The following is an 18,136-nucleotide window of genomic DNA, read 5'->3' as shown; positions in this document are numbered from 1 at the left end:
ATTAAATCAGTCCTGCTTCTAAGAAAACGGTAGCCAAACCAGGAGGCATGGCCTCGGTAAGGCTCTCGGCCATCTCTTTCGGACTCTGCTTCATTCCGGATAATACCCACTTAACTGTCATATAGACCGACCCACGGCAGTACATCTCTAGTTGAAACTGGATGTCTTCGGAAAGGGGCTCTCTTTTCTTTCTTACCACCAGTTCCGTATAAAAGCCCATAATCAGCTCAAAATCATGCTCCTTTAAGGAGTTATAATCATCAGAGCGAAACGCCTCTGTAAAGAAAACCTTTTCTTTTTTAATAAATTCAAATTTTTCCCGAAGACTTTCGCAAACCGTTTTTTCTACTCCAATTTGAGCAAAGGATTGCAACACCAGCTTATCAAAATACCAGTTGATCAAATCATACTTGTCCTTAAAATTCCGATAGAAGGTCTGTCTTGTCATCCCGCAGCCATCCACAATATTCTGGACTGTGATCTTATCCACATGTCTGGTCTTCATACACTCCTTTACGGAATCTGCCAAACGATATTTGGTTTTCTCACCTTTATTAAGATTCTCCACCATAACCCCGCTCCCGTCCTCTAACTGTTATGTTTTATTTTACCATAAAGAGGGTGGTTTGTGAACAAGAAAGGAGACGTATTGACGGCTAAAATCCCTTAAGCCGCTTCACCTTTTTCTTCTATGAACATGATAAGAAATGCTGCAATCAACAGACCACAGGAAAACCATATGGTTTTTTCAGCAAAGAATGGAGTGAGATAACAGCCTGCCGCCGCTCCTATGGCGAAAAATATGATAATCACATAATAGCGAATGCTTTTTTCCAGGCTGTCTCTATTCTTTGTATGGCGGTAATGGAACAGCATCTCGGTGGCACTCCTTAAATTACCGATGCACATGGTGCTTGCATAGGCATTACCTTTAATTTTACGAAATGTCTCCACCTGCATGGCACAGACAAAGGAAATCGTTACATTGGCAGCGGTATCCATGGAATGAGGGAAAAAGCCTACTAAAAACAGCAGGAATATTTCAAATAATACAACAACCTGCCGCCAGTGCAGCAACTTATATTCCTTAAAAATCTCCCGTATTATTTCCGATACATAGATTCCAGCCACAAAAGCAAGAACCGGAAGAAGATATCGAAATGCTGTGTTCCAGTCTCCTTCCATAACATGATATCCTAGAATTACAATATTACCGGTCTGCGCATTGGCAAAGACCTTATCTCTGAAATAATAGGTGTAAGCATCCTGAAAGCCGCCGGAAAGCGTAAGAAGCAATGCGGTGGGAACGGATTCTGACACCTGCCCCCTGACCCAGTCTTTAATCATTAGTATCACCAGCCTTTCAGAAGTTTAATATACCACAATTCCTATTTAATAGAAACTTGGATTTCTAAAATGACAAATTTCCTGTAGTTTTAAACAAATATAGCATTTTATTCGTATCTTTTGTTTTTTATATGCTATATGCTTATTCATACATAAGATTAGATTGCACAAAAGGAGAAAAATCATGTCACCCAAAGCAAACTTATCCGCCAAGGATGAGAAATTCCGTAATTTTGCATTACACGATAATATGTGGAAAGTCGTCCTGTACGTGGGTGCCCCTCTGGCCTTATACCAGAGCTTAAATCAGCTGTTTAAAATCTTTGATGCCATGATGGCAGCCCATATCAGCGCCAATTCCGTCTCGGCGGTTGCATATTTATCTCAGATCAACTTAACCCTTTCCGCTTTGGGAGGCGGCCTTGCCATTGGTTCCAGCTTAAAAATCAGCGAAGCTTACGGGGCCGGTGACTTTGATCTGGTAAAGAAACGGGTCAGCAGCCTCTTTGCCATGTGCGGCATTTTGGGCGCGGCCATTCTTCTCTTTCTGATTCCTGCTGCTCCCCAGTTTCTAAAGCTGGCAAAGACTCCTGAAAGCTTTATATCAGAAGGGACTCAGTATTTTCGCCTGGAGCTTATTGGAATGGTCATCAGCTTTTTCAACAATGTCTATATAGCCATTGAAAGGGCCCGGGGAAATTCCAAACGAATCCTGCATTTAAACATGGGCGTTATTGCGATCAAACTGTCCCTTACAGCATTGTTTGTATACGTTCTCCACGGGGGAATCAATATGATTTCTACTGCGACCATTATATCCCAATGCTTTCTTTTGGCGGCCGCCATGGTGAATCTCAATCAGAAGGACAATGCCTTTGGCTTTTCCCTCCACAGTATCAGCTTAAAGCGTGCGGTTACAAGACCTATGATTGTCCTATCGATTCCAGTAATCATTGAGAAAATGGCCTTTTCCTTTGGTAAGGTCATTATTAATTCCATGAGTACCATATATAGTGCTCTAACCGTAGGCGCCCTGGGTATCTCCAACAACATTGGCGGCATTACCACCATGCCTCAGATGGGTTTTCAGGAAGGAGGCTCTGCTATTATCAGCCAGAGCATGGGTGCCGGAAAACCGAAACGTGCAATCAAGGCTTTTGGCTGCATTCTGCTGATCAATATTATGCTGGGTGCTGTACTCATGTCTCTTTCCCTGTTGTTTTTAAAGCAGATCAGCGGCTTGTTTGCTGGAGATAATGTGGAATTTAGCAACATGATTTCTTCAATTTACCGGTATGAGGCTTACGGTGCCATTCCTCTTGGAATTAATTCCTCCGTCCTTGCCCTTTTATATGGTTTTGGAAAGACAAAAATCACACTCACCATTAATTTCTGCAGGGTATTTATTTTCCGGGTGCCAGTCCTTTTTATATTACAGAACTTTACAGACCTTGGAAGTGTCAGCCTGGGATTTGTTATGGCTTTTAGCAATACGGCCACTGGATTAATGGCACTTATCATCGGAATCATCGAAATACGAAGAATCTGCAGGCAATATAACGTAACCTTCTCCCACTTTTCTTTCAACAGAAAGACCTTAATGGATCATTAAACTTATTCTATATAAAAACAGGACGTGCAGTCCGGGCCAATTGGCCCGTGGCAGCACGTCCTGTCATTTAATCCCACATTACGATGTTCCCTGTTAAAAGAGACTCAGGTACCTTAATGATTCTTTGGTTTGAGGAGCCTTTAAACCGAAGCTTTAAGTCCTTGTTTTCCATCTGGAATTTCCCATCTACCATAACATCAAAGCAGGCAAGAAGTCTGCTTGTCTCTGGCAGGCGAAGTAACATATCACCTGTAATATCCCGTTCAAAATCATATCCAGTGTAACACCAGACAGACTTTTGTGGATAGCGCTCCTTCACCCGTTCCACAAGGGGAATCAGAGATTTCTGATTATTGGGGTGCATAGGTTCTCCCCCAAGCAGGGTGAGTCCAGAGATATAATCATAATTTAGGTAATTCAAAATGGTTTCTATTGTCTCTTCTGTAAATTCTTCTCCATACTGGAAATCCCAGGCCTCAGAGTTAAAGCACCCCTCACAGTAATGGGTACAGCCGCTTACAAACAGGGAAACTCTCACTCCTGGCCCGTTAGCAACATCCGTAGGCTTTATGGTGGCATATTTCATGACCGGCCTCCTACAGATGAAGAACTCTTGATTTGATTTCCTTGGTCTTACCAGTATTCCAGAAGTTCTCTCCAAGATAGCCACAGGTTCTTCTGGTAACATTCATGCGGTTTTTGTCCTTGTTATGACATTGAGGGCATTCCCATTCCATATCATCGTTAATGATGATTTCTCCATCAAACCCGCACTCCTGGCAGTAATCAGACTTGGTATTGAATTCCGCATACTGAATATTATCATAGATGAACTTGACCACTTCCTCCATAGCCTCCAGATTATGACTCATGTTAGGCACTTCCACATAAGAGATGGAACCGCCGGATGATATCTTCTGGAACTGGCTTTCAAAGGTAAACTTTGTAAAGGCATCAATATTCTCTCTGACATCTACGTGATAAGAGTTGGTATAGTAGCCTTTATCCGTTACATCCGGGATGATTCCAAACCGTTCCCGGTCAATTTTAGCAAAACGGTAGCAGAGAGATTCTGCTGGTGTTCCGTAGAGGCCAAAGCCAAGTCCGGTCTCTTCCTTCCAACGATCCACAGTCTCACGCATATGGTTCATAACACGAAGGGCAAAATCTTCTCCCTCTTTTGTGGTATGGCTCTGTCCCTTCATCAATCTGGTAGTTTCATAAAGACCGATATACCCAAGGGAAATGGTGGAGTAACCGTCTTTTAAGAGGCGGTCAATGGTTTCTCCTTTTTTAAGCCTTGCAATGGCTCCATACTGCCAGTGAATGGGGCTTACGTCTGAGAGGGTTCCTTCCAATGATTTATGTCTGTACATAAGCGCTTCATAAGCCAGAGATAAGCGGTCCTCTAACAGCTTCCAGAACATCTCCTCGTCACCCTTAGCCAGTATGCCGAGCTGAGGTAAATTAAGACTCACAACACCCTGATTGAATCGTCCTTCAAATTTATAATTGCCGTTTTCATCTTTCCATGGAGACAAAAAGCTTCTGCACCCCATACAGCTGAATACATTTCCTTCATAATATTCTCTCATCTTCTTTGCAGAGATATAATCCGGGTACATGCGCTTGGAAGAGCATCTTACCGCAAGCTTTGTAATGTAATCGTATCTGCCGCCTTTTAAGCAGTTGTTTTCATCAAGAACATAGATGAGCTTTGGGAAAGCCGGGGTCACATAGACTCCTGCTTCATTCTTAATTCCTTCAAGCCTTTGACGCAGAACCTCTTCTACGATCAATGCATTTTCTTCGATATACTCATCCTGATCGTCCAGGCATAAAAACAGCGTAACAAATGGCGCCTGTCCATTGGTCGTCATCAAGGTGTTGATCTGATACTGAATGGTCTGTACGCCGGATCTAAGTTCATCTCTCAGACGAATAGCTGCCATCTTCTCTACGATTTCTTTTGAAACAGAATCTCCAAATTCTTCTTTGATCTGTTTTCGGAATTTATCGTTGCTTTTTCTTAAATATTTTCCAAGATGACGGATGTCTACAGACTGACCACCGTACTGGTTGCTGGCAACTGCGGCAATGATCTGAGTCATGACTGTACATGCAACCTGAAAGCTCTTAGGGCTTTCAATCATCTTTTCGTTCATTACGGTTCCGTTATCCAGCATGTCACCAATGTTAATCAGACAGCAGTTAAAAATGGGCTGTACGAAATAATCCGCATCATGAAAATGAATGGCTCCCTGCTCATGCGCAAGAGAAATTCTCTCAGGAAGCAGCATCCTTTTTGTTAAGTCCCTGGATACTTCGCCTGCTATGTAGTCTCTCTGAGTCGATGCCAGAATGGTATTCTTATTGGAATTTTCTTCTGCAAGCTCTTTGTTCTCGTTTTTGATCAGCTTTAAGATAGACTCATCCGTGGTATTGGCCTTTCTAAGCAGCGCTCTTTGGTAACGGTATATGATATACTTCTTGGAAAGGGTGTATTTGTTTCTTTTTACAAGGATGCTTTCGATCATATCCTGAATGGTCTCAACATTGACTACATCCTCTGCATGGTCTTCCACAAAATCCAAAATGGAATCGATCATCTCATCGCTAGCCTGCTCAGAGGGCTCTACTTCTGCATTTGCCTTTTGGATTGCCTTTATGATTTTCGCCCTATCATATTCCGCCATTCTGCCATCACGCTTTTGAACCTTAATCATTCCTGTCACCTTTACCTCTTCTATATTTTGTATACACAATTTCTCAAGCACAACATCTAGTGCTTTTTTATTATACACCACAAGAGAAAAAAGTAAAGAGGATTTTAAGTCTTTTAATCAACAAAATTTGTCCAAATTTTTTCTTCTTGTACGGGAAGGCTGATTCCTGCTGCTTTTCCAGCCTCTATGGATTTTAATAGCCACGCCATATTTTTTCCAAGGTCTCTCATGACCTGGAGTCCTTCCTTATCCTGCTCCACATCCTCAGGTGTTCTTCCGTGTACCATGTTCCAATAACGGGATGAGACCACAGGCATCTGGGATATGGTAAAATATTTATTCAGCGCATCGAAGGTAGCCGTAGTGCCGGCCCTGCGGGCGGAGACAACTGCTGCTGCCGGCTTAAAAGCAAATTTTCTTCCTGCAAAAAAGAGACGGTCCAGCAAGGAAAATAAGGAGCCATTGGCAGAAGCATAATAAACCGGTGATCCAACAATCAGCCCATCCATTTCTTCCACTTTGCCAAGGATTTCATTTACCAGGTCATCCCCGAAGATGCACCGGCCCGTCTGGGCACATTTTCCGCATGCGATGCAGCCGTGAATGGCTTTTGTTCCGATATGAAGGATTTCTGTTTTAATTCCCTCTTTATTCAAAGATTCTGACACCTCCATCAGTGCCCGGTTTGTACAGCCTGCTTTGTGTGGACTTCCATTAATCAGCAATACGTTCATGACTCTCCATCCTTTCATTCTTTTAATAGACCCAATAAATCATCCCTGCTTAAATTGCTCAGGGAAATGGTACCCTCTGTAATAATCTGTTCTGCAAGATCCTTTTTAGATTCCTGCAGCTTTAATATATTTTCCTCAATCGTACCTTTCGTAATCAGCTTAAATACTGACACCTGCTTTTCCTGTCCCATTCGGTGTGCCCGGTCTGTGGCCTGATTCTGGGCCGCTACGTTCCACCAGGGATCAAAGTGTATTACCATATCTGCCGCTGTCAGATTAAGTCCTGTTCCGCCTGCTTTTAAGGAAATGAGGAATAAAGGCACCTCATCATCTTTAAAGGAGCTGACCATTCGGATTCGTTCCTCCTTAGGCGTTGCCCCGGTAAGAATATAATAAGGGATTCCCTCGTTTTTAAGCCTCTGGCTTATGACCTCAAGCATGGATGTGAACTGAGAGAACAGAAGGATCTTATGGCCTCCTTCCACTCCATTTCTCACAAGGTCAATGCAGGTTTCAAGCTTGGCCGATTCTCCGCTGTAATCGCCATAACAAAGATGAGGATCGCAGCAGATCTGTCTTAGTCTTGTAAGCTGGGCAAGAATCTGTATGTTGTCTCTTCCCTGTCTGCCCTCCATGTTTTCCAGCTCTTTTTTAAGCTGGTACGCATTGGCGGTGTAGATCTCCTTTTGTTTTTTATCAAAGGCGGAATAGACTACGGTTTCCAGCTTATCCGGCAGCTCCTTTAGTACATCCTTTTTTAATCTTCGAAGGATAAATGGCCCAATGAGGCGATGAAGGTTTTTCAGTGCCTGCCCATCCTGATCCCTGACAATAGGGAGCTCATACTCTTTCTTAAACCTTTGATAACTGAATAAGAAGCCTGGCATAAGATAATCAAAAATACTCCAAAGCTCCGACAGTCTGTTTTCAATTGGTGTTCCTGTTAGTGCAAACCGACCGCGGGCCTCAATGCCTTTTACCGCCTTGGCACTCTGAGTGGAAGCATTCTTAATATACTGAGCTTCATCAATAATCTGAAAGCGAAAGGATTTGCCCTCATAAAGAACGGCATCCCGTTTTAAAAGATCATAAGAGGTAATGAGTACATCATATTCATGGGAGTGGGCTAACAGCTCTTCTCTTTCAGCCGCCGTTCCTGTTACTGTCAGAACCTTAAGACCTGGTCCAAATGTGTGTATTTCATTTTCCCAGTTGTACACCAGAGAGGCCGGACAAACAATGAGGGAACGGGCAGACCCTTCCTTTTCCTTTTCATCAAGAAGCAAAGCTATGACCTGAATGGTCTTACCAAGGCCCATGTCATCTGCAAGAATGCCGCCAAACCCATAATGATCCAGGGTTTTTAGCCAACGGTATCCCGTCTTTTGGTATCCTCGCAAAATATGGTCCAGGCATCCTGGTATTTCAAAGTCACTGTCTTCCACAGACTTCATCCCCCGGACTACAGCTTTATAAAGCTGATCCCGGTATAGAGTAATACCGCTGCCCTCTTTTAGAATGCCATCCAGATAAAGGGCTCTGTAGGCCGGCAGACGAAACGTTCTGCTCTCAAGCTCTGAAACAGAAACAGACATATCCTGGACCAGTCTTGCAACAGAAAGAAGACCATTGTCATCCAGATTGATAAATTCTCCGCTCTTTAGACGATAGTACTTCTTCTTTCTACTATATTCAGCCAGAAGCTTGTTTAGCTCTGAACCTGACAGCCCTTCCGTGTCAACGTTAAGCTCCAGCCAGTTTCCTATACTCTTAATCCCCACCGATATCTTAGGAGGAGGAAGTATCTTTAACTTTTTAAATGGCTCTGAAAAATAGACCTCTCCAAACGCCATAAATTCCGGGATTCCCACCGTCAGAAGACTGTAAACTGCCTCCTCGTCATTTCGTATGGCAGGAAAGGAGGAGTCATATTCCTTGTATTTAAAATATTTGGTGATCAGCTGGCTGATCCTGAATTCCCCCGGGACATCTCTGCATACCGTGCGGGGAAGACGTTCATCTTCCACGGGTTGAAAGGAATAATCTCCATAAGACAGAGTTGGCTTTAATATCAGGCTGTTTGGACCATCGGAATCAAAATCAAAACGTGCCTTAAGCTCTTCCGGCTTAAAGGTCTCCAGATTTATGTTTCCAGAATCAATGGTACAGTATGCCGCGATTCTCTTTAAGACCCGCTCATAGAAGAGTGGCATATCTTTATTATTTACCTCAATTTCATAGGCAGAGCCAAACCCTTCTGTCATCTGTTTAAAGAAGATGAGAAGTGCCTCACTGCATTCCTGGTCACAGCAGTACAGATATTTGGTATCTGCAAAATACAAATACCGCTCCCCTTCTAATACCATCAAATCCTTGGGAATGGAAACAAGCACTCCTTCCCTGCCTCTCCTTCTTACGGTCACCGTAAGCTCCGGAGACTTATCCGTGACCGCCACCTGGCGGCTATGGCCCTTATGATCCTCAATTTCTAAAAGGTTTCCCTTCATCAGTCCGAAAAAGCGGTCCATGCTGGTACGGCTTAAGGTAAGAAAACGCATCACAGGACTTGTGGTAAAGGATGCCTTCTGAAACTGTTCATGATGCTCTAAGTAGGTATTCACTACCTCCATAACAAATTCAAGGAGCGGCTGACTTTCTTTTTGAAATGCCTGAACGCTGTGATGAAAGGATAGGTTTTTTCCATATTCCACATAAGTACCGTTGGCTACCGCCCGTACAAATGCAGATAGGTCCTTTAGTACATACAGACGGTCTTTACCCAGTTTAAATTCAAGCTTTATCTCTCTGCGGCCAGCCATCATTGCAACAAAAAGCTTTACCTGCTCTCCCTCTCCTTCGCTCATAATGCGGGCAACCTCCCGGTTGGTGTATTCCCGAATCATCGCTCTTGCCTGTTGGGAGGTGGTTACAATCCTTCCCTGGTTTTCTGATTCCTGTTCCTTATACGCCTGGAATAAGGCCTGACAGTGCGGGCACATGCCCCGGTAGGAATTTCCCTGGGCACAGGAACAAGAGTAGTCAATTGCCTGACTACCCTTGATATGGAGACTTGCCTTATATTCTCTTCCCTGATCCTCTACAACTGCTTTGACGCCTGATTCACCCTTCCAGAAAGCGTTAGTCGTTATATGTGATACTTTCATAGCTCCTCACATCCGTTCGCTGTTTACATACGCTCTGGTGCTTCAATACCCAGAACATCGATGCATTCATTTAACACATCTTTGGTAAGACTGATTAAGCATATCCAGGATGCCTGACGCTCTTTGTTTTCTTCGGAAATAATCTTGGTCTCATGATAGAACCGATTAAAAGCATTGGCTAATTCATAGATATACTGGCATATCTTGTGGGGAGCAAGCTCTGTAAAGCTTGTTTCCATGATCTCGTTATACCGGGAAAGCTGAAGCATCAAATCCTTTTCTGAACCTGATACTGCAGGAAGGATCTTCGCTTCTCCTTCGTACTTCTCTTCCTGGCTCTGGTATCTAGCCAGAATGGATTTAATTCGGACAATGGTATAAAGAATGTATGGACCGGTATTTCCTTCAAAGGATACGAAACGATCCATATCAAAAATATAATCCTTGGAAGCCTGGTTGGAGAGATCTCCATACTTTAAGGCAGCAAGTCCGATAATCTTTGATGTTTCTCTCCCTTCTTCCTCTGAAACCGTCCGGTTTTCTGTTATCTTTTCATACGCAGCCTGGCAGATGTCTGAAATCAGATTCTCAAGTCGCATAACACCGCCGTCTCTTGTTTTAAATGGCTTTCCGTCCTTGCCATTCATCGTACCAAAAGGAAGGTGAGACATCTTTTTATCTTCTGAAACAAATCCAGCCTTCTTGGCTACGCGGAAGACCTGAACAAAATGCAGCTCCTGACGCTTATCGGTAATGTAAATATACCAGTCAGGCTTAATGTCTTTTTCCCTTTCAATAATGGTTCCAAGATCTGATGTGGAGTAAAGTGCAGCTCCGTCAGATTTTCTTACGATACATGGCGGCAGTTCCTTGGAATCTCCCTCTTCTGTGACATCAACTACAAGAGCGCCCTGGCTTTCATATGCCAGCCCTTTCTCCACCAGTTCCTGAATCAATCCGGGAATGTAGGGCTCTGCATGGCTCTCCCCTTTCCACAAGTCAAAGGAAACCTTAAGATTGCCATAATTCTTCTTTAAATCAGCAACTGAAACAGCAATGATATGCTGCCAGATGGCACGGTAAGGACGATAGCCATTCTGAAGCTTTAACGTAGCATCATGGGCTCTTTTGCTGAATGCCTCGTCTGCCTTAGACTTCGCACTAGCAGCTGGATAGATTTCCTCCAGCTCGCTGATGGTAAATGGTGCTTCCGCTGGATATTCCCCTTCAAAAGTATCATCAAAATAAGACAGCTCCGGCTTTCTGTCTCTTAATTCTTCAATGATAAGTCCCATCTGAAGACCCCAGTCTCCGAGATGAACGTCACCAATGACCTTATGGCCCAGTAAGCGTCCGTTTCTTTTAATGGTCTCGCCAATAATTGCAGAGCGCAGATGACCTACGTGAAGAGGCTTAGCCACGTTGGCACCGCCGTAATCCACTACAATGGTCAAAGGATTTACTGTCTTATCTAAGCCGCACTGGTCTGCCTTAGCCATGCCATTCATATATTCTGCCAGATAGCTGGAGTCAAGCTTTAAATTGATAAATCCCGGCATAACTGCTTCTACTGCAGCAAATACTCTGTTTCCAGCAAGCTTTGCCACCACTTCTGACGCTATATCAAAAGGTTTCTTTTTAAACGCCTTGGCCGCTGCCATCGCTCCGTTGCACTGGTATTCGCAAAGGTCCGGGCGGTTCGACAGCGTCACCTTTGCATAGGCTTCCTCGTATCCGCAATCTGCAAATGCAGCCTTCATCTCTGCCGTAATCAAATCAAGAATCTTATTCATTGGTTGCTAGTCTCCTTTATATCCAGAAATTTCTAAGCTAAATATTAATTATATTACAAACAAGGTTAAAAATCAAATTCTTTTCTAAGTACCAAGGGTTATAATAGCAAAAAAGACCGGGCATGCCGGTCCTTTTTCATACGGATTAAACTCTGGACAGATATTCACCTGAACGTGTATCAATCTTAATTTTATCACCCTGCTCAACAAACAGAGGAACATACACAATTGCTCCGGTCTCAACGGTAGCTGGTTTTGTAGCGCCCTGTGCGGTATCACCCTTAAAGCCTGGTTCTGTATCTGTGATTACTAACTCAACAAATAACGGAGGCTCTACGGAATATACCTTACCATTATAGGAACATACCTTAACCGTCTCATTCTCTTTTACGAACTTAAGTGCATCACCAATTACTTCATTGCTTAATGCAACCTGCTCGTAAGTACTTGTATCCATAAAATTATGAAGATCTCCATCAGCATACAGATACTGCATATCTACTCTGTCGATTCTTGCCTGTGGAAACTTTTCTGTCGGGCGGAATGTGCGTTCGTTGATGCCTCCGTTTACCACATCTCTAATTTTTGTTCTTACGAAAGCAGCACCCTTTCCAGGTTTTACGTGCTGGAACTCAATAATCTGATAAACAGTACCATCGATCTCCAATGTGATACCGTTTCTAAAATCACCCGCTGATATCATAAATGATATTCCTCCTTGAATTTCTCTTCTTAACCTTTTATATTCTATACTATAACAAACGCATTTTCAACCGTTTTTTTGCAAATATCTCCATTTTCTCCCCAGAAAGAGCTTATCTTCCCGTTAAAAAGTCCATGGCCAAAGCATATCCTTTCAGTCCAAGACCGACAACTTGTCCCGTACACACTGGTGCTGTAACGGACAAATGACGGAACTCTTCTCTTTTATGGACATTGGATATATGAACTTCGATTTTGGGAATCTCTACAGATCCTAAGGCATCCCGCAGTGCATAGCTATAATGTGTAAACGCACCCGGATTGATGATAATACCCTCTGTACCGTTATGATACGCCTCCTGAATCTTGTCAATGAGCCCGCCTTCATAGTTACTTTGGTAGACTTCCAGCTCATGACCTTCCTCTTTTGCCTTCCCTTCCAGGGAGGTAACCAGGGAATTGTAATCTTCACTTCCATAGATTCCTTTTTCCCGAATCCCTAAAAAGTTAATATTAGGCCCGTTTAAAACAAGAATTTTCATAGATTTTCTTCTGCCTTTCCTCCTACCGGTCAAAATAATGGCAGACATTTGCGAATTCTCAATTTCTATTATATCCGAAAAGCTGCCTTTTAGCCCGGAAGAAGACTTTTTTTCAATGGTTACATGACTTTCTTCTTATCTCTATGGTAAAAAAATAAGACTACGGCTTCCAAATACCTCTTTAACACAATCTGAATTTCTTCCTTGGGATTGATGGGTCTTACCAGTATACTGTAGATGCCTGCTCTTTTTGCACCAAAAACATCTGTGAACAGCTGATCTCCGACAAAAATAGTGGTTTCCTTATTGGTACCCATTACGTTCATGGCCCTGTGATAGCCAGCGATGCCAGGCTTGTTTCCTTTAAAGATATAGTCGGTGCTTCCTGATGCACGTGCAAAGGAAGCAACTCTTGGTTCTTTGTTGTTGGAAAGGAGACAAGACTTAAGCCCGATTTCATTTAAACGGGCAAAAAGCTTTTTTGCCCTTTCATCTGCTGGTGCACCATGAGGGACCAAAGTATTGTCAATATCAAAAATCACACCACGGATTCCGCTTTTATATAAGCGCTCATAAGGAATGTCGTATGCGGATACCACATCTTCGTCCGGATAAAATGTATTAAACATAACTCTCCTACTTCTTTAACAATTTTCCTATTTCTTCTATAAACGTATTCACATCTTTAAATTCCCGATATACAGAAGCAAATCGTACATAAGCCACCTCATCGACCTCCTGCAACTTCTTCATCACAAGCTCACCAATGACGGTGCTTTCCACTTCTTTTTCTTCCCGGTTAAAAACTTGCAGCTCCACTTCATCGACCATGGAATCAATCTGCTGGGATGACACAGGCCTCTTATGGCAGGAATGCAAAATCCCTGACTCTATCTTCGAACGGTCATAGACCTCTCTGGAACGATCCTTCTTAATTACCATGAGAGGCATGGTCTCAAGCTTCTCATAAGTTGTAAAGCGCTTCCCGCATTTCTCGCACTGTCTGCGCCGCCTGATGGAACTGTTGTCATCCGCTGGTCTTGAATCAATGACCTTAGTATCTGCCTCGTTGCAAAATGGACATTTCACGCCTCTATCCTCCTATCTTACGGACTGTATTATATTATGTATATCATAACTTACATTCCGCAGATTGACAAGCCCATCTTCTACTATATCCCGCATTTTTCCGTTGCTTTATCCAGATCCACATTTACAAGGATAATATCCGGTCCTACCTGTCTGATATCGCAGAAGGGAATGATATACTCTTTTTCTCTTACCAAAAAGCCGCAAAAGCAGCCTGGGCCTGGGACAATGATCGCCAGGAGACACCCCGTATCCATATCAAAATCCACATCGCCCACATACCCCAGTCGTCTGCAGTCACAGATATTTATCACTTCTTTTGCCTTAAGATCACAAATGCGCATAGATACACCTCCTACAATGCTTAGTGTATTCTATGCGCACAAAAACCAGGTGACACGGTTTAGAAATGATTTTAGTAATTCTGCATGGATTCGTAGGAATGATCCACCTGACTTACAGGTACACTCTCTGTTTTATCTGCCTTAATGTCAAGGTAAAACTCCGTAAATGTACATTGAATATAAGGCATGATCCATAATAATCCAATTCCCATAGAAGCATATCCAAGCAACATCATTCCGGTAAAGCTTAACATGATGTAGAAAAAGCGTCCTTTGTTCCCCTTCATAAGTTCTACACTTTCCCGTAAGCATTGAAGCACTCCTTTATCCGTTGATTCAATCAGGATAAATAAGCACTGGGAAAAATAAATAGTGGTCATGATGCAGCCAACTAAAAGTGCAATATACATAAGGAATAGAAGCACAATCATGATCGGAATAAAATCTGTAATCATTGAAACAACAAATACGACCATGAAAGGTATCCCTAAGATAATTCCTATAAGAAATAACAATAGATGAATGCCTAAAAATTTCAAAGGTTTATTTTTCAATGCAAAGGCCAGATCAGATATGCCATATTTCTGGTCCGTAGTTATGTTAAGAAACATCTTTATGTAACCAGGCATTAGCAAAGCCATAACTGCTGTATATATGATACCGAAAAGGATTGTAAAAATCTGAAATAATGCAAATCCTATTCCAGAGTCTAATCCATCGTAAAAAAGCCTTTCACTTGTTGCGCCGAAAATAACAGAGAAAATAATAAACACAGTAAAAAGAACAGATAAAATAGCTCCAATGATCAGGCCTGCCCCTATACTTATGGGGTATTTTCCTTTTAATTTTCTTCTAGCCCGTAATTTAAGCTCCGCAGATGTGGTCTTCATTAAAATACACCTCCTCTGTCAATATATCCTCCAGCCATTAATACTAAATATACCATAAGTAATAAGAACATGAGGACAAAGGAAATGATTGAAGTAATAAGACCTGCCTTCGCATATCCTTCCATTTTGTCTTCTGTCCTGGATAACAACGCAAACAAGATACCAAGGCTTGCGAATATGAAGCCACCATAAATACAGCAGCATGTGACAAGACTCAGTATTCCCATAACCAATGAGGCAAGTGCCATGGTGCTTTGAGAAGCCCTTACTTGCTGAGGGGCGACATTCTGTGCATTCCAGCTGGGTTCTTCTGTCTTTAAGGTATCAGGATATGTATCCTCCCTTTGTTCCACTGATGGTTCATTGTTATAATCTTTTTGATTCTCTTGATCCATATAGTTTCAACTCCCTTTTGTAATCTTATATAGATTATACAATAATTAAAGGAATCTGTAAATTCAATTATTTGCATACTATATATAAAAAACGCCATGAACCAGATAGCTGCCGATTCATGGCGTCTCGTTTCTTTTTAATAATTACACTTAGAATGAAGGAACAACTGCTCCATCATACTTATCATTGATGAATTTCTTTACCTCTTCACTTGTAAGTGCTTCTACAAGCGCTTTTGTCTTTTCGTTGCTCTCATCGCCGGAACGAACTGCTACGATATTGCTGTAACGAGTTGCTGCCACTGATTTTGCATCTTCTACTGCTAAAGCTTCTGATACCTTTAAACCAGCCTCAATGGCATAGTTTCCGTTAATAACTGCAACATCAACATCTCCAAGAGAACGTGGAAGCTGAGCTGCTTCTACTTCAATGATCTTAAAGTTCTTTTCATTTTTAACAATATCATTCTTAGTTGCTTCCAGTTCTACGCCTTCCTTAAGTTCGATGAGACCATTGTCTGCCAAAAGAAGAAGTGCTCTTGCTTCATTGGAAACATCGTTAGGAACTGCAATCTGTGCCCCTTCTTTCAGCTCTTCCAGGGATTTCGTCTTACCTGCATAAATACCAAAAGGCTCATAGTGAATCGCTGCTGCACTGACAAGATTGGTCTTATTCTGTTCGTTGAACTGATCTAAATAAGGCTGATGCTGAAAATAGTTAGCATCCAGATCACCGGAATCCAGTGCCAGGTTTGGCTGCACGTAATCGGTATACTCTTTTACTACCAGCTCATAACCTTTTTCTTTTAAAATATCTTTTGCTGCATTTAAGATTTCTGCGTGTGGAGCAGGAGTTGCACCGACAACAATTTTCTCTAAATCGCCTGCTGCTTTTGTTTCATCGCCTGCTTTTGTTGTCTCTGAAGAAGCTGCTTCTGTCTTAGACTCTGCTGCTGTTGTAGCAGTAGATCCCTTGCCAGAAGAGCAAGCAGTTAATGCACCTGCTAAAAGTACGGCTGCGGTAAGAACGTAAAATGATTTTTTCATAATTTCTTCCTCCTTGATCTTTATATGGTAACGCCTGTGGCGGTTACTACTTAATCCTTTTGTCGCTGACTCTGGAAAGCTTCATACCAGCTTCCTGAATAATCTGTACGATGATAACAAGAATGGCAACGGTTGCGAACATCATTGCTGTCTGATAACGGTAATAGCCGTATTTGATTGCAATATCTCCTAAACCACCACCGCCTACAAAGCCTGACATGGCGGAATAACCGAGAATCGTTGTTATGGATAAGGCCGCCCCCACCAATAAAGACGGTTTGGCTTCGGGTAATAAAACCTTCCATATAATCTGTAATGGTGAGGCACCCATGGATTTTGCAGCTTCAATGACGCCTGCATCTACTTCTTTAAAGGAAGATTCCACGACTCTTGCAACGTAAGGAGCGGAAGCGATGACAAGGGGCGGAATAACTGCACTTGCACCCAGGGTGGTTCCTACTACCATCTTTGTAATAGGAAGAACCATGATCAGCAAAATAATAAATGGTACGGAACGAAGAAGGTTTATAATAAGACCCAGGATTCTCTGAAACCAGGGAATTGGAAAGATTCCGTCTTTATCCGTTACAATAAGTATGATTCCCAAAGGGATTCCGATTAAATATGCAAAAAAGGATGAGGTAAAGGTCATGTATAGTGTTTCCCAAATTCCTAATTTAAGCATGCTTAAAGTAGCCGCATCAAATATCATAGATCCTTCACCTCCTCATGAGTTATTTTAGCTGTTTTTAAGTAATTTAAGATACGGTTCTGATCTAATTCATCTTCCGGAAGCTGGATCACCATCTGACCCATGGCAGTTCCGTTAATATCCTTTGTTTCCGCATGTATGATATTTACAGGAACCTTGCAGGCCAGGATTAAATTAGAAAGAACTGGTTCAAAGGAAGATCTTCCGTCAAAGGTAATTCTGACTCTTTTGGATTCTCCAAATTGAACGACACGTTCCGCTGCCTCTCCTAAGATCAACTGTCGTCCAATCTTAGACTTTGGCTCGGAGAAGATATCAGCGACACAGCCTGACTCTGCAATGTGGCTTTGGTCAATGATTGCCACTCGGTCACATATGGCTTCAATGACTGACATCTCATGGGTGATAACAACCACCGTTACTCCTAGTGTCTTGTTGATTTCTTTTAAAAGACCGAGAATGGATTTAGTCGTATTGGGATCAAGAGCACTGGTGGCTTCATCGCAAAGAAGAATCTTTGGTTTCGTTGCTAAGGCCCTTGCAATGGCAACTCTCTGCTTCTGACCACCGGAAAGCTGAGATGGGTATGCCTTTGACCGATCACTTAATCCGACCATATGAAGAAGCTCCATGGCTCTGTCTACCGCTTCCTTCTTTGATACTCCGGCTATTTCCAGGGGAAAGCAGACATTTTGAAGGACATTCCTCTGGGCCAGTAAGTTAAACTGCTGAAAGATCATTCCCATGGACTGTCTTGCCAGACGCTGCTCTCTTGGCCGCATGGCTGTAAGACTTTTATTTTCAAAAAGTACAGTACCTGAAGTGGGTACTTCTAAATAGTTAATACAGCGGACTAAGGTACTCTTTCCGGCTCCGCTTAAACCGATTATTCCAAAAATCTCCCCCCGTCCGATGGAGAGATTGATATCATCCAATGCCTTTATAGGACCGCTGGAAGTATGAAATTCTTTTCCAAGCCCTACCAGCTCTATAATTGGTTCTGCTGACTGCATGTGTGTATTTCCTTTCTTTTAGATAT

18 protein-coding genes are annotated in these 18,136 nt (G+C 42.5%); 1 reads left to right on the top strand and 17 read right to left on the bottom strand.

Annotation, left to right across the window (positions count from 1 at the left end):
- Position 1: 1 nt before the first annotated feature.
- Both OW255_RS09280 and OW255_RS09275 read right to left on the bottom strand, forming a co-directional pair.
- Entirely contained in the window at positions 2-571 is a 570-nt protein-coding gene (locus tag OW255_RS09280) for a TetR/AcrR family transcriptional regulator C-terminal domain-containing protein (RefSeq protein WP_024836191.1), read from the bottom strand.
- Positions 572-666: 95 nt separating this feature from the next.
- Positions 667-1,347, bottom strand: a complete 681-nt coding sequence (locus OW255_RS09275; protein WP_024836192.1) for a YoaK family protein — start codon at positions 1,345-1,347, stop codon at positions 667-669.
- Between the two features lie 184 nt (positions 1,348-1,531).
- On the opposite strand from OW255_RS09275, the gene OW255_RS09270 reads away from it, so the two are divergent.
- Positions 1,532-2,959 (top strand): MATE family efflux transporter, encoded by a 1,428-nt coding sequence (locus OW255_RS09270; protein ID WP_024836193.1) that lies wholly within the window; start codon positions 1,532-1,534, stop codon positions 2,957-2,959.
- 67 nt (positions 2,960-3,026) lie between these two features.
- On the opposite strand, the gene nrdG is transcribed toward OW255_RS09270, so the two are convergent.
- From nrdG to OW255_RS09195, 15 genes are all read right to left on the bottom strand, one after another.
- Positions 3,027-3,545, bottom strand: coding sequence for an anaerobic ribonucleoside-triphosphate reductase activating protein (gene nrdG, locus OW255_RS09265; RefSeq protein WP_268116412.1), 519 nt, complete (start codon positions 3,543-3,545; stop codon positions 3,027-3,029).
- A gap of 10 nt (positions 3,546-3,555) precedes the next feature.
- The gene (gene nrdD, locus OW255_RS09260) at positions 3,556-5,685 is read right to left on the bottom strand and encodes an anaerobic ribonucleoside-triphosphate reductase (RefSeq protein ID WP_035317977.1); all 2,130 of its coding nucleotides are present in this window, start codon (positions 5,683-5,685) and stop codon (positions 3,556-3,558) included.
- Between the two features lie 113 nt (positions 5,686-5,798).
- A complete protein-coding gene (locus tag OW255_RS09255) occupies positions 5,799-6,419 on the bottom strand; it encodes a flavodoxin family protein (RefSeq protein WP_268116411.1) in 621 nt (206 codons plus the stop codon).
- A gap of 14 nt (positions 6,420-6,433) precedes the next feature.
- Positions 6,434-9,583 (bottom strand): DEAD/DEAH box helicase, encoded by a 3,150-nt coding sequence (locus tag OW255_RS09250; RefSeq protein ID WP_024836197.1) that lies wholly within the window; start codon positions 9,581-9,583, stop codon positions 6,434-6,436.
- 23 nt (positions 9,584-9,606) lie between these two features.
- On the bottom strand, positions 9,607-11,376 hold the full coding sequence (gene argS, locus OW255_RS09245; RefSeq protein ID WP_268116410.1) for an arginine--tRNA ligase: 1,770 nt from the start codon (positions 11,374-11,376) through the stop codon (positions 9,607-9,609).
- A 145-nt stretch (positions 11,377-11,521) separates the two neighbouring features.
- Positions 11,522-12,079: an elongation factor P gene (gene efp / locus OW255_RS09240; protein WP_024836199.1), complete on the bottom strand. Its 558-nt coding sequence runs from the start codon at positions 12,077-12,079 to the stop codon at positions 11,522-11,524.
- A 112-nt stretch (positions 12,080-12,191) separates the two neighbouring features.
- Entirely contained in the window at positions 12,192-12,620 is a 429-nt protein-coding gene (gene aroQ / locus OW255_RS09235) for a type II 3-dehydroquinate dehydratase (protein ID WP_024836200.1), read from the bottom strand.
- Between the two features lie 119 nt (positions 12,621-12,739).
- Positions 12,740-13,249: a YqeG family HAD IIIA-type phosphatase gene (locus tag OW255_RS09230; protein ID WP_024836201.1), complete on the bottom strand. Its 510-nt coding sequence runs from the start codon at positions 13,247-13,249 to the stop codon at positions 12,740-12,742.
- A gap of 7 nt (positions 13,250-13,256) precedes the next feature.
- Positions 13,257-13,709 carry a transcriptional regulator NrdR gene (nrdR, locus tag OW255_RS09225; protein ID WP_024836202.1) on the bottom strand — a complete coding sequence of 151 codons (453 nt, stop codon included), beginning with the start codon at positions 13,707-13,709 and terminating at the stop codon, positions 13,257-13,259.
- Positions 13,710-13,792: 83 nt separating this feature from the next.
- On the bottom strand, positions 13,793-14,053 hold the full coding sequence (locus OW255_RS09220) for a PRC-barrel domain-containing protein (RefSeq protein ID WP_024836203.1): 261 nt from the start codon (positions 14,051-14,053) through the stop codon (positions 13,793-13,795).
- A 71-nt stretch (positions 14,054-14,124) separates the two neighbouring features.
- Positions 14,125-14,943 (bottom strand): DUF975 family protein, encoded by an 819-nt coding sequence (locus tag OW255_RS09215; RefSeq protein WP_268116409.1) that lies wholly within the window; start codon positions 14,941-14,943, stop codon positions 14,125-14,127.
- Entirely contained in the window at positions 14,943-15,338 is a 396-nt protein-coding gene (locus tag OW255_RS09210; RefSeq protein ID WP_024836205.1) for a DUF4190 domain-containing protein, read from the bottom strand. Before OW255_RS09210 ends, OW255_RS09215 begins: the two co-directional genes overlap by 1 nt.
- Positions 15,339-15,488: 150 nt before the next feature.
- A complete protein-coding gene (locus OW255_RS09205; protein ID WP_024836206.1) occupies positions 15,489-16,385 on the bottom strand; it encodes a MetQ/NlpA family ABC transporter substrate-binding protein in 897 nt (298 codons plus the stop codon).
- Between the two features lie 46 nt (positions 16,386-16,431).
- Positions 16,432-17,097, bottom strand: coding sequence for a methionine ABC transporter permease (locus tag OW255_RS09200; RefSeq protein WP_024836207.1), 666 nt, complete (start codon positions 17,095-17,097; stop codon positions 16,432-16,434).
- Positions 17,094-18,110 carry a methionine ABC transporter ATP-binding protein gene (locus OW255_RS09195; protein WP_268116408.1) on the bottom strand — a complete coding sequence of 339 codons (1,017 nt, stop codon included), beginning with the start codon at positions 18,108-18,110 and terminating at the stop codon, positions 17,094-17,096. The genes OW255_RS09200 and OW255_RS09195 overlap by 4 nt, the downstream gene beginning before the upstream one ends.
- Positions 18,111-18,136 lie beyond the last annotated feature (26 nt).

The sequence above is a fragment of the Lacrimispora xylanolytica genome (genome assembly GCF_026723765.1).
Taxonomy (GTDB): domain Bacteria; phylum Bacillota; class Clostridia; order Lachnospirales; family Lachnospiraceae; genus Lacrimispora; species Lacrimispora xylanolytica.
The sequence above is the reverse complement of the archived record's forward strand: the minus strand, read 5'-3'. Positions and strand labels throughout refer to the sequence as shown.